Genomic DNA, 20,889 nt, shown 5'->3' with positions numbered 1-20,889 from the left:
AGGCAGCATCTCTTTTTGTTTCAATCTATAGCTATAATAAAGCTAGTGAACTATTTTTTCCCTTTTTCGCCTGCATGGTCAGGTTTACCAACAGCTTTACCGTTGTTGCCATCGCTGTAAGAAAGACCAAATCCGTATTCGTATTTGTCACCATTTTTATTTACATATTCGAAATCTGCATATTCTTCAGGCGCAAAGCTTGGAACATCCCCAACTTCTTTTTCTACTGCTTCCGCACTAGCTGGAATAGCGAATGGAAGTTTTCCTGCAGGTTTGAATTTACCTGTGATTACATCAAATACTGCCTCTTGTTGTGTACCAAAAGTACCAATTAATGCAGCAGCATTTGGCTCAAGTTCGTTAATTAACCATTGGTTAGTAAAGTTTACCGCAGTAATTGTTGGAACAGCTTTTTGAATTTCAATGATTCGATCTAATTCAAGAATACCTGTTGTTTCATTAACATCAATACGTGGGTCATTATCCCAGTTAGATTGAGTTGGTTTAATATATAAATATGCATGAGTTGCTTGATCAACACTATCTACTAACGTAATGTTAGGGAATTTTTCTTTGAGCATTTTCTTTAAGTCTGCATTAAATGCAGCAGTTTGTTTTGCTGATTCTTCATTAATAGTTTTTTGAGGATTTGGATTATTTCTTCCTGGAGCAACTCCAATAAATCCTTCAACATATAGTTTAACATCTTTTAACTTTCCATTCGTTAATGGTAATAGTTTTTTACCATCTTCGATTTTATCATTACGCATTAGAACGACTGACTTTTGGTGTGCTTCATAAGCTAATGCTCTATTTTCTTGATTGTTTGCCGCAGCGATGGCCTCTGAAGGATTTACATATGGGTCTTCAAACAGACCTAATGTCATCATTTCTGATAGGGTATAAGTAATGGATTCGTTAACTTTTGATACATCTGTTAAACCTTCGTTAACAGCCTGAATTACTAACTCTGGTGTTGACCCACCTGAAATAATATTGGTTCCTGCATTTAATGCTTTGGCCACTTTTTGTACATTTGGAATTGGATTTCCATTTTCATCTACTAGATAACCCCATGCACTGCCCGCAACTGCACCTGAGTCAGAGTTAATGTATCCTTTGAAACCAAGACCTTCTCGTAAGTAATCTATGATTCCTTTATTTAGAGTCATACCAACTTCTTCAAATTGCTTAGTTTCACTATATGGTTCTAAACCTTGATCAGCACTATCATTACTTGGATATGCGTAATAAGGCATTACGGATGCTACACCCGCTTCGATTGCTCTTTGGAAAGGAGGAATATGATACTTCTCCAAACTTCCTTCAGTAGGATAAATGTTAAAGCTTCCGTTTGCAAAGTGAGGATCTTGTCCATCATCACGAGCTCCACCGCCAGGGAAGTGTTTAACTGTGATGGCCACACTGTCATTGCCAAGTTTTTCAGTTTGGAACCCTCTAATGATTTCATAATTCATGTCTCCAACCAATTTTGGATCTTCGCCGAATGTCTCCTCAATCCGTGCCCAAAGTGGATCTGTTGCAACGTCAGCCATATATCCATAAACTTTTCGAATACCAGCCGCTCTCCATTCCTGACGAGCAATATCGGCAAATTCAGCAACAGCTTCCACATCCCTGGCTGCTGCTAAACCTAAAGTTCCTGGCCAGAAGGTATGTTGGTCTTTAGCATTGGTAATATTGGTATAATCTGTTGAAGCAGAATTTCTTGGATTGGAAGTGATCACAACCGGAATACCTAATTCTAGACCCTCTGCTAATTGCTGCATTTGGTTAGTATAATTGGCAACATCGCCTAAGTTTTGAGATAGACGGTAAATAACGTGGCGCAATTTTTTATCAGTAACAATTTTACTGTTATTAGGGGTTACAAATTTCCCATCTGATGGATCTGCTTCTGGAGTGTGAGTATTTATGTACATCAATCCAGCTTTTTGCTCAAGGGACATTTTACTAATCAAATCTGCAACACGTGTTGAAACTGGCTTTGTCCAGTCTTCATATCCATCTAATCTTTTATTGCCATTGGCATCTCTAAAATATTTGCCGTCAATTTCAAGAATTCGATCTTGAGTTGCTACTTCAATTTCTGGCTGGCCTTCAGCTTTTGCAATTTTAAAAGTTGTAATTGCACCTCGTCCAGAATAAGGAGTAGCTTCTCCTTCCTCACCTGTATATCCTTGGTCATCCTGTGCAAAAATTGCCTGTGGTCCAATAACTGGAGCAACTAATGATAGAGTAAGTGCGGTTGCAAGAAGTTTCTTTCTTAGTTTTGAAGATTTTTTTATTTGTTTTGATAATGAAGCCATTTTTTCTTCCTCCCCTTTTTTAAATTGAAATTTTGGTAATTAATCAGTCTTCAATACGTTTCAAAACTACTATTCTATCCCCTCCTAAAGAAATTCTTTTAAAAAGAGTTTTCTAAACAACCAGTTACTCTTTTTAATGGAAAGCGCTTCCATATCTAATTCTATAATTCGGGATAGGTTTACAAATAGCGAGTTTTTTTAGGTTTTTTTGTAATTTTTTAATATATGGAATATTTAGTCAATAATACCCACGACTTTCTTCCTACTTGTAAAAAAAATCAGAAATATAAATTTCTGATTCACCCTTATCTTTTATTTAATTTACCAGCGCTGGTTTTGCTTTTGATATTCCGGAACTCTGATGGAGAACTTCCTACTATTCTCTTAAAGTTATTACTGAAATAAGCTAAATCAGAATATCCCACTCTTTCGGCAATTTCAGACATTCTTAAGGTTGTATTTTGCAATAAACGCTTACTCTCTTCGATTCTTAATTCCGTTACATAATCAACAAACTTTTTATTAAGCTGTTGTTTAAACAGCTGGCTCAGATAACTGGGATTTATATGAATACTCTCTGCTGCTTCTTTTAATGTAATTTGATCAAGAGGTGTTTTCTTGATATATTCAATGACTCTCTCAATTGTTGATAAAGGAAGATTTTCCTTCTCAGAAAAAGTGTTTTTAATCGCTTTTTCTTCATTGCCTTTTTCATTTAACCATTTTTCTAGACAGGCTTTTAATTCCGTTTCTTCAATCGGTTTAAGGAGATAATCTGTGACACCACTCCGGATTGCTTGCTGAACAAACTGAAACTCATCATGAACTGAGATGACAATAACATCATAGGATCCATTTAATTTACTAAGTTCTTTCACTAAGACAAGACCGTCCATAATAGGCATTCGGATATCCGTTAGCACTAGGTCTACCTCATTCACTTTAATCCAATCCAAGGCTTCTAATCCATTTTGACATTCATGGGCAACCTGCAGGGGAAGATTCAATTTATTTATTGTCCACTTAAGAGCAGTACGTACCCATCTCTCATCGTCAACTAACAAGATTTTTTTCATTTCATCTCACCTACATCACTATTTTCCTTTATTGGCAGATGCATCTCTACCACTGTTCCTGCTCCCAATTGACTCCTAATTGTTAGTCCAAACTCTGAACCAAACACGTGATGAATCCTTTGCTGGACATTTAAGATTCCGATATGTTTCCCATCAGAGTTTGTTGTTTTCTGTTCAATTTTTCTTGTAAGTTCATCTAAAATATGGTTTGGTATTCCAGTACCTGTATCTTCAATTCGAATGGTAAAAGAAGATTCAGAATCTAGAACAACTGAAATGGTAATCCTGAATTTTTGACTAAATTGACCATAGGCATGAACAAAGCAATTTTCAACTAAGGGTTGAAGTGAAAATTTAACAACCTGTTGCTGTATGGCCCATTCTGGAATATCTATTTCATACTCAAATCGTTCCTCGAAGCGAAATTTTTGAATCTGCAGATACGTTTGACAAAACTTAATTTCTTCTCCCAAGCTAACAGTGGAAGAATCATTTTTAAGATTATAGCGGAGAAGCTTCGCAAGGGAAAAAGACATAATTGCAATATTCTCCTGATTTTCTTCTAACGCCATCCCTCTGATGGTTTCTAAGGAATTGTATAAAAAATGTGGATTCATTTGGGACTGAAGCATCTTAATTTCAATCTCTTTTTGTTTAAGTGACATTTCTGTTTCTCTTAATTTAGAAATATATACTTCTTCAAGTAAATTAGAGAGTTTCTCAACTGTATTATTAAAACCAGCTGATAACTGTCCAATTTCATCGTTTGACTCGACCAGTACCCTACCACTGAGATTTCCGATTTCAACTTCCTTCATAAATCGCTTTAGGCGCCGGATAGGCCGAATGATACTTGTTGCAAAGAAGAAGCCAATTGTATAGGCAATAATCAATGAGATCAGGATAGTCAAGATGATTGTTCTTCCGATTTGAATAATTCCCCCCGTTATATCTTTATAAGGTACTGCGGTAAAAAAGCTCCAGCCTATATTCGGGGAATACGTATAGGTGACAAAGTCCTTGCGCTCATTTTCTAAAATTTGTGTACTGTTTTCATTCGTTTTAAGCTTTGTAAGCTGGTTATATTCTATCTTAGTGCCAAGTTTTGAATAATCAGGATGATATACATAATGCCCGTTTGCATCTAATATAAAAAAATATCCGTTTCTACTAATCGTGACTTTGTTTGAAATTTCCTCAATTCTTCTAAAATTAATATCTATAATGAGCATTCCGACAGGGAGGAGAGTATCAGGATTGTATAATCTCCTTACAAGAGAAATGACCGGCTGCTCTTTATTTTTTAGTTTTAGAGTTCTAGTTACTAACATAGTCATTCCGTTTAAAGGAACGGATGAATACCAATATTCTTGTTTTATATTGGGAGAGGGATAGAAATTCCTTACCCCAAGGGTATCAATGACAATATCGTCATCCACTAAAACTGTGATATTGGATATATCTGCACGAGAATACGCAGCATCTTTTAACGTGTTCCGTGCTCCCTCCACTACATTAACACTCTTTTCATTTTTTAAAAGGCTTGATACATCTGGAGAGTTGATAATTTTTAAGCTAGTAATCTCAAATTCCTGTAAATAATATTCAACATGTGATTCTACCTGATCTATAATTTGTCCGCTATATTGTCGGAGCTCGTTTTCCAATTCAACGGAGGAGCGTGCATATGAAATGATTGCCACTGAAAGGACAGGAAAAATAACGAGAAAGCTAGAAAAAATGCAAAGCTTCGTCATTAGAGATTGATTTTTCAAGAGAATATATCGTTCAAAAAACTCATCTAATTTCTTCCATCGACTTTGCATTCTTCCACTTCCTTATTTCTAATTCTTACCTATAATAAAAACAGAAAACACCCAGCTGGTAAATGGTGAAAATAACCAGCTAGGCATTTTTGTAATAAAAGTTTATGGGCGAGCTTTCTCAATCGCATCCATAACTTCTTTGTACTCTTTTGTATATTCATCAACCATAGGCTTTACAGCATTTGTCCAAGGCTTAAGATCTTTAACTTCGGTAAATGTAACACCCGCGTCTTTTAATTTCTTTGTAGATTTCTCTTCGTATTTATCCCACTCAGCTCTTTGTGTTTCAACAGAATCTAAAGCAGCTTGTTTAATGAGCTTTTGGTCTTCTGCGTCAATCTTATCCCAAGCAACTTTACTAATTAAGAGAACTTCAGGGATACGTTGGTGATGATCAAGAATCAAGTTCTTAGCTTCTTGAAAATGGTTAGATGAATCTAAACTTGGCAGATTATTTTCTGCTCCATCAATGATTCCTGTTTGAAGGGCACTGAATACTTCTCCATAAGGCATTGGAGTAGCGCTAGCACCTAAGGCAGCCATGAAATCAATATTGATTTTACTTTGTTGAACACGAATCTTTTGTCCTTTTAAATCTTCTACACCCTTAAGTTCTTTAGTGGAATAAAAACTACGTGATCCAGAATCGTAATAAGCTAATCCCTTCATCTTAGATTGCTCAAGTCCATCTAATAATTTCGTTCCCATTTCTCCATTTAAGAAGTTCCAAAGATGATCTTCACTCTCAAATACATATGGAAGTCCTAGTGGAGTAAATTGATTATTGAACTCGGCAAGCGGGCTGGAATTGATTCGTGTAAACTCAATCGCCCCAAGTTGAACTTGTTCAAGAACTGATTTTTCATCGCCTAACTGTGCAGAAGGGTAAACTTCAATTTTAATACGTCCATCGGTTCTTTCCTCTACTAACTCCGCGAACTTTTTGTCACCCAAGACAGTCGGATAATCTGCTGGCTGGTTGTCAGCTAAACGGAACGTATAAGATGGTTTTTCCTCTTCTTTCGTTCCACCAGTCTTAGTTGTTTCTTCTTTCCCGCTGCAAGCTGCAAGGAATGTACCCATTAACAATGTGGCAGCTAAAATACCTGTAACCTTTTTCTTAAACAAAATCAACACCCCTTTTTTATTATTTTTTATATAATCTTCACCTAATCCTAGACTATTTGACTAACATATTCGGAAGCCACAGAACAACCTCTGGGATATAGGTGATAATTAACAGAACAACAAGTAAAGCATAGAAAAATGGCATCATCGCTTTCGTAGCTTGCTGGATTGAGACCTTTCCAATCGCCGCTCCGACAAATAAAACGGTTCCAACTGGTGGTGTCAATAAGCCAATACCTGCGTTTAAGATTAATACGATTCCAAAATGGACAGGATCCATTCCAAAGCTGGTTACAACTGGAAGGAGAATCGGTGTCATGATTAAAATCATTGGTGCCATGTCCATTGGCGCACCAAGGAGCAGTAATAAAATATTGATAATCAATAAAATGATAAGTGGATTATCAGAAATACTTAAAAACAGTTCTGTTACAGCAGCAGGTATTTGCAAATAGGCAAGAATCCAGCCAAAAGAAGCGGACGCTGCTATTAAGAAAAATACCATTGAAACGGTTCTCATTGTCCTAGTAAGTATTTTCCACATACTTGAAAGTGGTGCTTCTCGATAGATAACGAATGCTAGAATAAAAGAGTATAAGCAAGCTAATGCTCCTGACTCTGTAGCTGTAAACCAACCACTCATGATTCCGCCAAGTATGATGACGGCGGGACTCAAGGATAAAAAGCCATGTAAGATAATGCTGAGATATTGAGATTTTGGTACCGGATCTGCTTTACCGTATCCACGTTTTCTAGCAATAATATAGCTTGTAATCATAAGAGCAACTAACATAATGAATCCAGGCACAACACCTGCCATAAATAGACTGGCGATTGATACGCCCCCAGCTGCTAAAGAGTAAAGGACCAAGTTATGACTTGGTGGTACTACTACACCTTGGATAGCTGAGGCAATTGTAACCCCAACTGCATAATCTGCTTCGTATCCTTTCTTTTTCATCATCGGAATCATGACAGATCCTACTGATGAAACATCCGCCACAGCTGACCCAGAGATGTTTCCAAAAAACAGTGCGGCAACACTATTTACCATTGCAAGACCACCGCGTATTCTTCCTACTAGTAAACTGGCAAAATTCACTATCCTTAGCGCAAGTCCACCTTCACTCATAATTTGTCCTGTTAGGATAAAGAATGGAATAGCGAGCAAGGAAAAGGAGTTAACTCCTTGAATCATTTGCTGGCCAATAACAGGAAGTGGGATTTTCATATAGATTACTGTTAGCAAGGACGATACCACAAGCGTAAGAGCAATCGGAAAACGAAGCAGCACTAGAATAACAAAGCTTGAGACTAAGATAATAATTCCGATTGTGTTCGTATCCATTTTACATTCCCTCCTCCACACCATCATGTCTGGTTGTATTAATATTGAAGAATTGCAGAAGCGAGTAACCACATATCATAATTCCTGTAATCGGCATCGCCACATACGTGATACTACTAGGAAGTTTTGTTGCCGGAAGTGTTGATTCCATCGTCAACAATGTAAATTCCCAACCCTGGACGACCAGATAAAAACCAAATGCAAAAATAGTAGCACTAATGATTTTATCTAAGACTTTATTAAAAGATTTTGGAAATAGGTTTGTTAACGAGTCAATTCCTAAATGAATATATTCCCTAAAGCCGATTGCAATGGACATAAAGGCAAACCATGCTAGTAGCAAAAGGGTAATTTCTTCCGACCAAAAGAAAACAAAGTTAAATAATTTCCTCGTCATAACCTGTGTGGTGACAATTAAAATTAGCGATACTAAAGCTACTAATGTGAATTTTTCGAAAATAGAATCGATAGCTTTAAAAAACTTTTTGATAAAATCCAAGTGACTCCCCCCTTAGTTGAAAACGTTTACTTTATTAACATTTTACGTTTATGAAGGATGTTTTAAAATGTTGTTTTTTTAGAAGAATTTGTGTTTTTTTTAGGGTTGTGATTTTTAGAAAGCCTTTTCATTAATTTGAAAGTGCAAAATCAAGGATAACTTGTTTTTTTGTTTGTTTAATAAACTAATTTTTAAGACCCAGTGTAGCATTCATGTTCTTTGTAGTCAATATAGGGTAGAAATATTTAAAATAAAGAACATAATTAAACAAGGGCGCCTGGATTTTGGACAGCCTTGTTTAATTATGTTCTTAAGAACCTTTTTAATCTAGAGCCTTCCAAACCTGTTCATAAACCTTTTTTAAAGGGATATCATGGAGCTGTGCCAGGCTCTTACATTCCTCATACTCAGGTGCCCGCTGTACAACTTGTCCATTTAGTATTCCTTCTTTTACGGTTACAGGTCCCCACTCTGTGTCAGTTTTTTTGTATACTCTTTCTAACCTGTGTACGGTTAAAGGATAGTAACGCACACCCAGCGTGGTTGTTTCCCTAAAAAGTATTTCCTTCATTTTCGCTACATTCTCAAGTGAGCAAAGTAACTGCAGCAAGATTCCTGGTCTGTTTTTCTTCATATAGATGGGGGTATAAAAGACATCATTGGCACCCGCATCGAAAAGTAAGTCCATTACATAACCAAGCCACTCACCAGGAATATTATCCAGATTCACTTCCATTTTCATCATCTGATCATCTATGTGTTCATGATTAGGAGGGTGAGAATTCATTCCGGTCAGCTCCTCTCACATTTTTTGTATCTCTATATGACCGCAAGCCTTGTTTTAGAAGGATTTGGGTCACTATAACGAGTCTATAGTTACCGTAAACTTGTTTCCGAGAAGTTTGGGGTCACTATAACGGGTCTATGCTTACAAAAATACCGCCCTAGTCTTGTAGATGGCGGTATTCAGGAAGGCTTATTCACCGATTATGACTCTTACAACATTAGGATGGTCTTTAAAAGTTTTCGTTCCTGCTCCATAGCCAATTGAACTAACTTTCATGGAAGGTATTGAGCAAAATTCCTCAGCGAGGACCGCAACAATCGCAGCGCCCGTTGGCGTCGTAAGCTCAAATCTAACTTCCGAATGTTCAATCGGAACACCTTTTAAAATCTCCAGTGTTGCAGGGGCCGGTACTGGATAGAGACCATGATCAATCCGAATTTTCCCCGTTCCAACAGGAATTGGTGATGATTTAATTACTGATATTTCTAATTGATTAATTAGGATTGCTGTGCCGATTATATCAATGATTGAATCTACCGCACCCACTTCATGGAAATGAACCTGCTCCAATGGAACTCCATGAATCAGCCCTTCTGCTTCACCAATTTTCTTGAAAATCTTCAAGGCAGTATCTTTTACTTGTTGTGAAAAATCAGCCTCGTCAATTAACTTTACAATATCTTTATAAGAGCGGTGATCATGCTGGTGGTGTCCATGGTCATGATTGTGGTCATGGGTATGGGTGTGTCCATGGTCATGATCGTGGTCATGGGTATGGATGTGTTCATGTTCATGGTCATGGGTGTGTCCATGGTCATGATTGTGGTCATGGGTATGGATGTGCTCATGCTCATGGTCATGATGGCTATGCTGATGATCTTGATTTAATAAGACCACATCAAACTTTGTACTTGTTATCCCGTTCTTTACAATTTTTTTCCAAATCAATTCATATTCATCTTCAATATGTAGTTTCTTTAATTCCTCTACCAATTTTACTGGGTCGGCACCTGCGTCAATGAGAGCGCCTATAACCATATCCCCACTTACTCCTGAAAAACAATCAAAATAAAGTGTCTTCATTTCTTTCCCCTTTTATTGCAAGTTGATGAATTAATACCGCGTTATACCCGCCGCCAAAACCATTATCAATATTGACAACACTAATTCCAGAAGCGCATGAATTCAGCATCGTAAGCAAGGCAGATAACCCGTTAAAATTTGCCCCATAACCGACACTGGTCGGAACTGCGATAACTGGATGTGAAACGAGTCCGCCCACAACACTTGGAAGTGCCCCTTCCATCCCAGCTACCACCACAGAAACCGTCGCATTTTGAATTTCTTCAGCATGATTTAAAAGACGATGAATTCCAGCCACACCTACATCATAAATACGATGGACATTACTTCCTAATATTTCTGCGGTAACTGCTGCTTCTTCTGCTACCCTTAAATCCGAGGTTCCTGCAGCGATTATAGCTATATATCCATTAGAGTTAACTTTGGTATCTTCTTGTTTTTTCCAAAATAGTATCTGGGCAACGTCATGATAGATAAATTCAGGACATTCAAGTTGAACAGTTGCAGCCTTTTCTTTGGAAATTCTTGTAACCATGACCTGATTATTTCTTGCCCTTAATGCTTGAATAATCGATATGATTTGTTCAGCTGTTTTCCCTTCACCATAGACAACTTCCGGAAAGCCCTGGCGTTTCTTCCGGTGATGGTCAACCTTTGCAAACCCCAAATTTTCAAATGTCGCTAATTGATCTTTTGCTTCAGCAATACTGAGGGTTCCTTTTTGAACTTGTCTTAAAATATCTTCAAGCACATGATTCCCCCCTTATGTCTAGTGTGATTCCTTTAATTGCCTTGATGAAGGACAATTATTTCGGTTCCTTGATGAGATTTGACTGTTACTGCGTTGATGAAGGACAAATCTCTTGGTTCCTCGATGAGTTTTGTCCTCAAGACCGCTGATTGAGGACTAATCCTATTCCCGTAAAACTAGTTTTGTCCTCAAGACCCTTTATTGAGGACTAATCTCCAGTCTTTACTAACTAGATTTGTCCTCAAGACCCCTTATTGAGGACTAATCTCCAGTTCCGCGAAACTAGATTTGTCCTCAAGACCCTTTATTGAGGACTAATCTCCAGTCCAGCCTAACTAGATTTGTCCTCAAAACCCTTTTCCGACAACCCAGCCGCAATCCTTTTTAGAAAAACTTCACCATATCCTTAGCAAGCTTTTCATAGTTTTCATAAATTGCTTTATATACTTTACTGTTTTCTTTATTTGGTAACACGGCATCCCCCATCGGGATATTCTTTTTGATTTCTTCAAAAGAATCTACCTTACCAATTCCGACTAAAGCGGTCCAAGCTGCTCCCCATGCAGCACTATGATGGCTTTCGGGAACATAAATTTCCGCTTCAAAGATGTCGGCCATCATTTGCAGCCAAAGTGGAGACCTTGCCAATCCACCGTTAACGTAGATTTTTTGGGGCTCACCTGCTAACCTTTCCAACGCTTTACCGATTTGATAGAGATTAAAGGTGATACCTTCGAGGACTGCACGAATAAAATGTTCTTTCTTGTGAGTAATCGAAACTCCATAAAAATTACCTTTTGCCTGCTGATTCCAGATTGGTGCTCTTTCCCCATTTAAGTAAGGGAGGAATAAAATTCCATCTGCACCAGGAGCAACCTTCTCTGCGTCAGCAAGGAAATCGGTAAAACTTCTTTGGTCATGAAGCAGATCTTTTAACCATTGTAGGACAATCCCGCCATTGTTTGTCGGCCCACCAACAATAGAGGTATCCGCTGTAAAGGAGTAACAAAATGTTTCTTGATTTTCATCAATTTTTACTCCTTTGTTGAATTGTCTGATTGCTCCACTTGTACCAACAGAAACAGCTACTTCTCCAGGTAGAATGGCGCCAATTCCTAGGTTTGCCAACTGACCGTCTGCTGCACCCATAACAAACGGCATTTCTTGATTAATTCCCATTTCGTCAGCAATTTCTCTTTTAAGCCCAGACAACACTTTCGTAGGGGGAACAATTTCAGATAGCTGTTCCTTGGATATCCCGGTCATTTCTAATACCTCAGGCTCCCAATCAAGTGTAGCAGGATTGAATAATCCTGTAGCCGACGCCATTGAGTAATCAATGACCCTTTGCCCAAACCAGCACTGGATTACATACTCTTTAATGGATATAAAATAGGCTGCTTCTTTATAAGGCTGATAGTCTGTTTCTTTCATCCATAACAATTTATTAAAGGGTGTCATCGGATGAATAGGTGTTCCTGTTTTTGCATAAATGCGGCTGCCTATCGTTTTTTTCACATCTTCTGCCTGAGGATAACTTCTTCCATCTGCCCAAATCAGAGCAGGGGAAATCGGACTGCCTTCTTCATTCACACATATGAGTGAGTGCATGGCAGCCGAAAATCCCACAGTAATCAGTTCATCCTTGTCAATTCTAGCCTTTTCCATTGCCCCTTTGATAGCCATTACAGCAGATCGTTCTATTTCAACTGGATCTTGCTCAGACCATCCTTGCTCTGGATAATGAAAACTGTTCATTTTCTCGAATTCTGATATTAATTTGCCATTAATGTCAAATATGCATGCTTTCACGCTAGTGGTACCAAAATCTAGTCCCATTACAAACTCTCTTGACATAATCATCTTCCTTTTCCACTATCCTGTTGTCATTTTATTAGTAGAAAAGGCTTTGGAAATTTCCAAAGCCTTTTTCTTTAATTTTAAGATAAAACTTTGTTCATACTGCCACTCTGATAACCAAGTAAATCCAAGGTAATGTATTTATATCCATACTCTTGAAGTTCTCTAACAATCGAATCATGATTTTCAAGAACCGTCTTCATATCGTTCGGTTCTACCTCAATTCTAGCAATTTCATCATGTGTTCGAACTCGGACTTGGCGAATACGAAGACTTTTCAAAAAGCTTTCAGCTCTTTCAACCTTTGTCAGCTTTTCCTTTGTAATATACTCCCCGTAAGCAATCCTTGAAGATAAGCAAGCAAAGGAGGGTTTATCCCATGTTGGCAGATCAAACTTCTGAGAAAGCTCTCGTATTTCCTGTTTAAACAAGTTGGCCTCTAGAAGCGGACCTCGGATTCCCTTCTCCTTAGCCGCCTGCATCCCGGGACGATGTTCATTCATATCATCGGCAATGACTCCATAAATCACATTTTGGAATCCCTTTTCTTCCAGTACAGGAAGTAAATGATCGAATAAGCTGCTTTTACAAAAGTAACATCGGTTTTTGTTATTCTCTGCATAACCAGGAATCGCTAATTCAGATGTTTCAATCACTTGGTGCTTAACGCCGATTTTTTCAGCTAAAACCCTCGCCTCTTCCAGCTCGCTAGAAGGATACGTTTCCGAATCTGCTGTGACTGCCAGAACACGTTCCGTACCTAATGTGTCCACAGCTGCCTTCAGCAAAAAAGTACTATCCACACCACCTGAGAATGCTACAACGACTGATTCCATGTCACGGAGTATAGACTGTAATTTATTGTATTTCTCTGTTAGCAAGTGTCTCATCTCCCCTACACTCTCTTATCCACTATTAAACATATTAAATGGACATCAGTCATATGTCCAAGAATTAAATCGTCATACTTCCAAAACCGCCGTCTACACGAATAAGAGCACCGGTTACAAAGCTGGAAGCCTTATCTGACGCGAGCCATACAGTTGCACCTTGAAGCTCCTCCGCTTCCCCAAAGCGATTCATAGGAGTATGTTTCATAATGGATTCAATACGCTCTTTATCTAAAATTTTTCGATTTTGTTCTGCTGGGAAGAATCCAGGGATAATTGCATTTACCCGAATTCCATTAGGAGCAAATTCACGCGATAAAAATTGTGTTACACTGTTTAGCCCTGCTTTTGATACTGAATACGTAAATACTCTTGAAAGAGGTGTAGTAGATGATACAGACGAAATATTAATGATACTGCCTTTTCTATCTTGTTCAATCATTTTCTTTGCGAAAATTTGACAAGTTAATATAATGCCCTTCAAGTTAATATCCATGATTTTATCGTATTCATCCATGCCAAGTTCAAAAAACGGTGTGGCACTGTTGGTACCAGGTGCATTTAAAAGGATATCCCAGCCGCCAGACCATTGTTCAATTTCACTGGCTGCTTGAAGCAAGGAATCTTTAGAACTAACATCCGCTTGAAATGCTTTGGCTTCTCCGCCATTGTCTTTAATTTCCTTAACGACTGCTTCTGCTGTTTCCAAGTTACGGCCAACAATCGCTACCTTCGCACCATGCGCAGCCAAGCCTTTTGCCATCGCCGAGCCCAATACTCCATTTCCACCAACTGCTACTGCTGTTTTTCCCGCTAAATCAAATAAATTTGTCATGTTCAACTCTCCCTAGTTTTTAAAATAAATTTCCTTTATCATCAAAAGGTAAATCATAAAGGTCTGAAATTACTTCCATATTTGGATGTTGCTTCACATAGTCGACTAAAGCTTCTGATACTTCAATCTCACTCAGCTCTAATGTATTTTTAATACGAACCATCTTCACTTTTGAAAAATCTAAAATATTACTTGTTTTTACGGCTGCCTGGATGGCTTCATGATCATTTGGTAAAGTAGTGGCAATTTTAGTCGGTGCTACAACTGTTGAAGTTAAGCCATTTGCGTATGTTACTTCCAGATCCATTCTGTCTACTAAACGCTGCGTTGTAAAATCCGCTGTTCCAACCCCATTGGCATTTCCCTCTGTTTGTGGAGTTAAGCCAAGTACAACCATTTTGTTAACATCTGGCCCGCCATGTGCATATGGAGTAGGATATCGTCCCGTAATATTTGGGTCCATACCATCACCAGAGATATTCTTACCAATTTGATCAATAACAAGGACTTCTAGTTGTTCGAAAAAGAGTTTTGGTAATAATTCTTTTGCTTTTGCCTGCAAGGCAGCTTCTTTTTCAATAATTTCTTCTGGAGAAAGTACATCAACGACAGCTATTTTATCAAATGCGTTTTCAAGCGTTGCCACCCCGAATAAAAATGGCTTTTTCTCCATCATCATTTTCGCCATAGCAGGTACGTTTTCTGCCATATACTTAAAACCTAATTGGTGACAAGCCTCAGCGCCTTTTTGCTTACCTAAACCAATACTAATCATTTTCATAATGCCGCTTTCGACTGGTCCACGGAATGCAGTATGCGGCTTCACACGATTGATCACAACAATTCCATCTGCCTCTGAAGCAAATTTATCAATATATACAGGCAAACCATTCGGTAACTCCCCGATTTTCACTACTTCCATCGAAGAACGAATCTCGCAGCCGGCACTTTCTTCTGTAACGCCAAGATGGGCGAGTACTTCCCGCTGCCCTTCAGCCGTCGCACCGCCATGACTCCCCATACTTGGCACAATGAACGGTTTCGCGCCTAAATCTTTTAAGAATTTAACCGTTACTGCAGTTAATTCTACAAGGCGATCAAGACCACGACTTCCAACTGCAACAGCAATTTCCATTCCAGGTTTGATTTTGGACCGTATGTGTTCTTGCTGTAATCTTTCTGTTAATACTGGTTCTAATTCAGCGATTTTCTTATCATCAAACTTCACTTTCACTTTTGCCATCTTTGGCACTGGAATATCTTTTAATAAGTCCTGAAGAATTCCCATTACATTACCTCACTTTTTTTTATACTACTAAGTGTTCCACAGGGAATTAAATTCCATGTATAGAATAACACTAAATCCACGATTATTGTTCCCTTGTAATCCCTTTCAAAATCCCCTATGTACTAAATTGTTGGAAAAATATTTTAATTTGTTTACCAAACAAACTAATTACCTGTATAATATCATTATGGTACTTTTTCGTCAAATAAAAGCAACCATAAAAAAAACAATATATTTAAATTTTTTTAATAGACTTTTTACAAGGAAGTGCTTTATATGGTCACTGGAGACGCGTCATTTATAAAAAAGATTAATCGATCACACATCATTTCTAAAATCATTGAACATGGGATGATCTCAAGAGCAGACTTAGCAAAAATAACCGGCCTCAATAAAGCAACGATTTCAGTCCAAGTAGCTGACTTATTAGAAGAAGAATTAATTATAGAAACCCAACAAGAGCATAAGAGTCTAGGCAGACGACCCATCATGCTTTCGATTAACCATCAAGCTGGATTTTCTTTAGGCATAGACCTTGATAAAAACAATGTCTCTTTCACATTATGCAATTTAACCGGAACTCCGCTCGAGACTAAATCATTGAAAATGGACACCACTGATTATGATGTAATTCGAGAGATGCTAATCAAAGAGATAACAAGCTATAAACAGAAATGCTCTCAAGAACGTTATGGACTATTTGGTGTAGTCATTGGAATTCATGGAATTGTAAATAATGATGAAATAATCTATTTTGTCCCACATCATCAATGGCGTAACAAAGATCTAAAATCCGACCTAATAACTGAAACCGGTGTCAATATTTACTTAGAAAATAATGCGAACCTGTGCTCATTTGCCGAAATTGTCTATAAACATTATCAAAGCAAGAACTTATTATCGGTTAGTCTATATTCAGGAATCGGTCTAGGAATCATGGTAAATGGTAAATTACTTAAAGGATTCGATGGCTTTGCAGGTGAGATTGGTCATATGATTGTCGTTCCTGATGGACATCCTTGTAGATGCGGAAATTTAGGCTGTTGGGAACAATATGCCTCTGAGTCAAGTTTTATCAAACAATTGTCTGAGAGACAGAATAAGAAAGATCTCACCAATGAGGAGATTCACCATTGGCTCAAAACGAAAGACCCCATCACCTGTAAGCTAATGGCAGAATATATTAAGTTCTTATCGATAGGGCTTAATAATATTATTAACCTCTATAACCCAGAAATTCTAGTGATTAATAGTGAACTGCTGCAAATGTATCCGGACGCTATAATAGAAATAAATGCCCATCTGACCTCTACTGTTGGTCATTATCGGGAGCTGCTGATATCTGATTTTGGTAAGATGGCATGTAGTCGGGGCGCTTGTGCCTTGGCTATTAAGAAATTTTTAGACATTTCGGAGTTAAGTTTGAATATTGAAGAATCAAATTTGCATACCGTATAAGTTGCTAGAAATAGTCCGTAATCAAGGCTATTTCTTTCTATATATATACAAATTTTGAAAATGAGCGAAAATATGAGAAAAAATGTGAATTAGTGAGATAACAGCAGATGAGTGACGCTTTCATCACCATTGTTGTCGTTTTCATTGCAATTGTTTCCGTTTTCAGCAACATTGTTAAAAATCCCCTAATCCCCCATAATTAAGGTATCAAATCAATAGGGGGCTAACCACATGAAAAAGTTCTTGGTAACATTAATTGAGAAGCTTGAGAAGAATGACAAATACTTGCCATTTGATACACATGAACCAATCGTAACCAATTCACAAAAATAAAATGTGAATTGGTTTTTTTGTAAATCCTCAAAACTACCACTCTTACCTTGACCCATTTATTCAAAAATCCAATTATTCTTAAATCATAGAGTTTAATCTCCAAACAAAAACAGCAGCGGGTTCCCGCTGCTGCTTTCTACTACATATGTCTAGCAAACTTAAAACCAGTCTGCATAGCCTAGTTTTCTCAAGTGATTAGCAGAAACCTCTAGGCATTCGAATGGATCGCGTCCATAGGTATCGTCTTGTTCTACCAAGAAATACTGTGCTCCACTCTCAAGTCCAGCTTCCAGGATTGCTTTTAAATCAAGGTTTCCTTCACCGAGTTCAGCAAATTCAATCGTATTCGTGAATATGTTAAAGAATTTAGCCATGTCTTTAAAGTCAACATCGCTTAAATCCATTTGACCAATTCGATAATCCTTCAAATGTAAGAGTGAAATACGGCCGGCATATCCTTTAACAAATTCCACAGGATTTACACCTGCTCTTTGAATCCAGTGAACATCTAATTCAAATCCAAGCTTAGTGGTATTATTTTTAATAATATCTAATAAATATTCACCGTCGAACTTTTGGAATTCTAAGTGGTGTGTATGGTAATACAATTCAATTCCATGATCTGCTAATCTATGAGCCATCTCTTCAGCTTTGGCAATAAATTCCATAATTTTATCTTTATTCCCCATAGCCATTAACGGCATCATGCCAATTCGCAAATAATTACAATCAAGTGTTTTGCAATCATTCACGATTTTTTCAAAGTCACTTGTCAATGTCTCACCAGGCATTCCAGGAAGCATTGGCTCTACAGCAGCAGAAAGAGCCGCAATCTTAATATCAAAATCTGCACTCGCCCTTTTTATCTCCGCTACGTTCTCCGGAGTCATTGGGATTTGAGAAACCTCTACAGCATGATACCCAAGCTCACTAACTTTTCTCATTGTTTCGTAGGCACCAAGTTCTTCGACTTTACCTTTAAGCATCATCATCTGAACGCCGATTTTTCCCTTTTTCATTGAAATACCTCCATTTGTATTGATTGTTTTTTCTCTGATGACAGATGAATTGCATCAATAATCGCAATGGATGCAAGTGCATCTTTTGCATGAATATAGTCTTCTGTGTTTTCTGTAATGGCGGAATAGAATTGATTAATGGTTTTTGCATGACTAGCTCCATAATAATGTTTGGAACCTGGCAGCTTGGCATCCTCCATCAAATCTTCCTTTTCCCCTGCTTCATTCACTCTTGTCAGGATGCTATCTTTGATGATAAGCCTTTCTTTTTCAAAAAGAACCTCAAGTTCAACACTAGAATTATCAGCGTTTGCATTCGTAGCGAAGAATAATCCCTTAGCACCATTTTTAAACTGTATACGGGCGGAAGCAGTATCTTCCACTTCGATGTTATAATCCAATAGTTGATCAACTGAACCTCTGATTGATTCAATTTCACCGCCAACCAGCTGCATTAGGTCTAAGGTATGCAGCGCTTGATTGATCATCACTCCACCGCCGGCATATTTCCATTGCCCGCGCCATGGCTGGCTGTCATAGTAGTCTTTTGATCTAAACCATGCTACTAGACCCTTAACCCCTTTAATAGGACCATATTCACCAGAACTGATAATCTCTTGTAATTTTTCAACTGATTCATTGTTGCGATTTTGCAGGCAGACACCGATTTTTATATCATTGTATTCTTCCTCTAGTTTCACCAGAGCAAGACCTTCTTCCGTGTTCAGACCCAATGGTTTTTCTTGAAAAACATGAACACCTTTTTCCACACAAGCCTTTGTAACAGGGTAGTGCAGATAATGGGGCAGACAGATATGAACACAATCTAAGTCTTCTTTTTCAAGCATTTCTTGATAGTTACTGTAAAAGGTTGCTTCTGGTACTGATTTTGATAATGTTTCGTTATTATCACAGACAGCCACCAATTCAGCATTTGGGTTAGCTTTTATCGCTGGTATATGAATAGTTGAAATCGTCCCCAGCCCTATAACTGCAACTTTAAGCATTTGCTTCTCCCCTTTTTAAAGGCTCTTTCTCTTAAACTTTGTTACTTTTATTTAATAAGAAAAAGGCCAGTAAACTAAATTCTAAAGTGCAAAAAAGATATTTCCACGTTAAAATCGGCTTTAAGTTTTTAACAACGATATTAAGGAAAGCAGACTTTTGAAACGAACTCAAAGCTGCATTAGCGATGAGTTCGTTTCATTTGTTTTGATTACTTTCTAACCGGATATTTACCTTCTTCGGCAATCCGTTTATTTAATTCTTCTAGGAATAAATCTTCATCAAATGGTATTTCTACTTCCTTGCCTAACCAGGCTGACAGGTGCATCGCATTTGCAAGTCTAACACCATTAATGCCGTCGCTGCCAGGTGCTAATAATGGTGTACCTTCTACAACCGCAGAAGCAAAGTCCTCTAATACATCAGCGTGCTGTTTGCCCCAAACGCTTTCGAATTCAATTACTTCTTCAGTGAATATATCTCCAGCACCGCCGCCCATAAACAGCTTCATAACATCTGACATATCCATGGAATTGCTCATTTCATTCTCAGATTGTTTCAGGCGCTTGATGGTGATTTTCTTACTATCATCAACAACGATTTTTCCTTTATCGCCATGGATTTCTAAACGGTCTGTCCCTACTACATCGTGTGTCTTCGTTACAAATACACCAGTAGCACCATTTCCATAATCAAATACTGCTGTTACATCATCTTCAACCGCAATATCTCTTTGATAGCCAAAGTTTAATTTTGCATAAACCTTTTTCGGCATGCCGCAAATCCATTGAAGCAAGTCAATTTGGTGTGGCGCTTGGTTTACAAGGACACCGCCGCCTTCTCCGCCCCAAGTTGCTCTCCATTCACTTTGATTGTAGTACCCTTGAGGTCTCCACCAGGTAGTAATAATCCAGTTGGTACTGCGAATACTGCCAATCTCACCATTATCAATAAGTTCTTTTAGTTTTTTATAAAGTGGATTTGTACGCTGGTTAAAGAAAATTGCAAACTTAAGTTCAGGCTTTGTTGCTGCAAAATCGTTTAACTCTTTTACTTGTTTTGTATAAACACCAGCTGGTTTTTCCACTAATGCATGAAGGTTTCGTTTTAATGCTTCAATTCCCATTTCTGGATGGAGGTAATGCGGAACAGTTGTAACGACCGCATCTACGTCACCGCTTTCCATCATAGCGATATAATTATCGTAGAAAGGCACACCAGGATACTTCTCTTCTGCTACTTGTTTTTTAGCAGGATCATTATCACAAATCGCACCAATCACCATATTTTTAACTTTGCCTTCAGCAATCAAATTAGCGTACATACCACCTTCAGCACCTAATCCAATAATCCCTAATCTTACATCAGCCATA

General features: G+C 38.0%; 17 protein-coding genes. 1 reads left to right on the top strand and 16 read right to left on the bottom strand.

The features are described from left to right. Positions 1-50: 50 nt before the first annotated feature. The 13 genes from J2Y03_RS09795 to J2Y03_RS09735 all read right to left on the bottom strand — a co-directional run bounded on the left by J2Y03_RS09795 (position 51) and on the right by J2Y03_RS09735 (position 15,701). On the bottom strand, positions 51-2,330 hold the full coding sequence (locus tag J2Y03_RS09795) for a glycoside hydrolase family 3 protein (protein ID WP_310193393.1): 2,280 nt from the start codon (positions 2,328-2,330) through the stop codon (positions 51-53). 305 nt (positions 2,331-2,635) lie between these two features. Further along, positions 2,636-3,406 (bottom strand): response regulator transcription factor, encoded by a 771-nt coding sequence (locus J2Y03_RS09790; protein WP_310193390.1) that lies wholly within the window; start codon positions 3,404-3,406, stop codon positions 2,636-2,638. Next, complete coding sequence (locus tag J2Y03_RS09785) at positions 3,403-5,232, bottom strand: sensor histidine kinase (RefSeq protein WP_310193389.1); 1,830 nt, start codon at positions 5,230-5,232, stop codon at positions 3,403-3,405. Before J2Y03_RS09785 ends, J2Y03_RS09790 begins: the two co-directional genes overlap by 4 nt. 102 nt (positions 5,233-5,334) lie before the next feature. Then, positions 5,335-6,360, bottom strand: coding sequence for a TRAP transporter substrate-binding protein (locus tag J2Y03_RS09780; protein ID WP_310193386.1), 1,026 nt, complete (start codon positions 6,358-6,360; stop codon positions 5,335-5,337). Positions 6,361-6,412: 52 nt separating this feature from the next. Further along, positions 6,413-7,708, bottom strand: a complete 1,296-nt coding sequence (locus tag J2Y03_RS09775) for a TRAP transporter large permease (protein WP_310193384.1) — start codon at positions 7,706-7,708, stop codon at positions 6,413-6,415. A gap of 1 nt (position 7,709) precedes the next feature. Then, complete coding sequence (locus J2Y03_RS09770) at positions 7,710-8,207, bottom strand: TRAP transporter small permease (RefSeq protein ID WP_310193381.1); 498 nt, start codon at positions 8,205-8,207, stop codon at positions 7,710-7,712. A 322-nt stretch (positions 8,208-8,529) separates the two neighbouring features. Further along, positions 8,530-8,994 carry a nickel pincer cofactor biosynthesis protein LarC2 gene (gene larC2, locus J2Y03_RS09765; protein ID WP_132095819.1) on the bottom strand — a complete coding sequence of 155 codons (465 nt, stop codon included), beginning with the start codon at positions 8,992-8,994 and terminating at the stop codon, positions 8,530-8,532. Between the two features lie 189 nt (positions 8,995-9,183). Beyond that, positions 9,184-10,077 carry a nickel pincer cofactor biosynthesis protein LarC gene (larC, locus tag J2Y03_RS09760; RefSeq protein ID WP_310193375.1) on the bottom strand — a complete coding sequence of 298 codons (894 nt, stop codon included), beginning with the start codon at positions 10,075-10,077 and terminating at the stop codon, positions 9,184-9,186. Further along, the gene (larB, locus tag J2Y03_RS09755; RefSeq protein ID WP_310193372.1) at positions 10,058-10,828 is read right to left on the bottom strand and encodes a nickel pincer cofactor biosynthesis protein LarB; all 771 of its coding nucleotides are present in this window, start codon (positions 10,826-10,828) and stop codon (positions 10,058-10,060) included. Before larB ends, larC begins: the two co-directional genes overlap by 20 nt. A 384-nt stretch (positions 10,829-11,212) precedes the next feature. After that, positions 11,213-12,685, bottom strand: a complete 1,473-nt coding sequence (locus J2Y03_RS09750) for a gluconokinase (RefSeq protein WP_310193370.1) — start codon at positions 12,683-12,685, stop codon at positions 11,213-11,215. Positions 12,686-12,768: 83 nt separating this feature from the next. After that, positions 12,769-13,569 (bottom strand): ATP-dependent sacrificial sulfur transferase LarE, encoded by an 801-nt coding sequence (gene larE / locus J2Y03_RS09745; protein WP_132095811.1) that lies wholly within the window; start codon positions 13,567-13,569, stop codon positions 12,769-12,771. Between the two features lie 73 nt (positions 13,570-13,642). Then, positions 13,643-14,413, bottom strand: coding sequence for an SDR family oxidoreductase (locus J2Y03_RS09740; RefSeq protein WP_310193367.1), 771 nt, complete (start codon positions 14,411-14,413; stop codon positions 13,643-13,645). 19 nt (positions 14,414-14,432) lie between these two features. Then, complete coding sequence (locus J2Y03_RS09735) at positions 14,433-15,701, bottom strand: nickel pincer cofactor-dependent isomerase, group 22 (protein ID WP_310193364.1); 1,269 nt, start codon at positions 15,699-15,701, stop codon at positions 14,433-14,435. 276 nt (positions 15,702-15,977) lie between these two features. On the opposite strand from J2Y03_RS09735, the gene J2Y03_RS09730 reads away from it, so the two are divergent. Beyond that, positions 15,978-17,159: an ROK family transcriptional regulator gene (locus J2Y03_RS09730; RefSeq protein WP_310193360.1), complete on the top strand. Its 1,182-nt coding sequence runs from the start codon at positions 15,978-15,980 to the stop codon at positions 17,157-17,159. A gap of 491 nt (positions 17,160-17,650) precedes the next feature. Here the strand turns inward: J2Y03_RS09730 and J2Y03_RS09725 are convergent, their stop codons facing one another. The 3 genes from J2Y03_RS09725 to J2Y03_RS09715 form a co-directional block, all read right to left on the bottom strand. After that, the gene (locus J2Y03_RS09725; RefSeq protein ID WP_132095803.1) at positions 17,651-18,511 is read right to left on the bottom strand and encodes a sugar phosphate isomerase/epimerase family protein; all 861 of its coding nucleotides are present in this window, start codon (positions 18,509-18,511) and stop codon (positions 17,651-17,653) included. Continuing rightward, positions 18,508-19,518: a Gfo/Idh/MocA family protein gene (locus J2Y03_RS09720; RefSeq protein ID WP_310193356.1), complete on the bottom strand. Its 1,011-nt coding sequence runs from the start codon at positions 19,516-19,518 to the stop codon at positions 18,508-18,510. The genes J2Y03_RS09725 and J2Y03_RS09720 overlap by 4 nt, the downstream gene beginning before the upstream one ends. Positions 19,519-19,727: 209 nt before the next feature. Then, the gene (locus J2Y03_RS09715) at positions 19,728-20,888 is read right to left on the bottom strand and encodes a Gfo/Idh/MocA family protein (protein WP_207909497.1); all 1,161 of its coding nucleotides are present in this window, start codon (positions 20,886-20,888) and stop codon (positions 19,728-19,730) included. Position 20,889 lies beyond the last annotated feature (1 nt).

Source organism: Neobacillus niacini, assembly GCF_031457145.1.
In the GTDB taxonomy this organism is placed as follows: domain Bacteria; phylum Bacillota; class Bacilli; order Bacillales; family Cytobacillaceae; genus Neobacillus; species Neobacillus niacini_J.
Note: the sequence above shows the minus strand (reverse complement) of the source record. Positions and strands in the feature narration are given on the sequence as shown.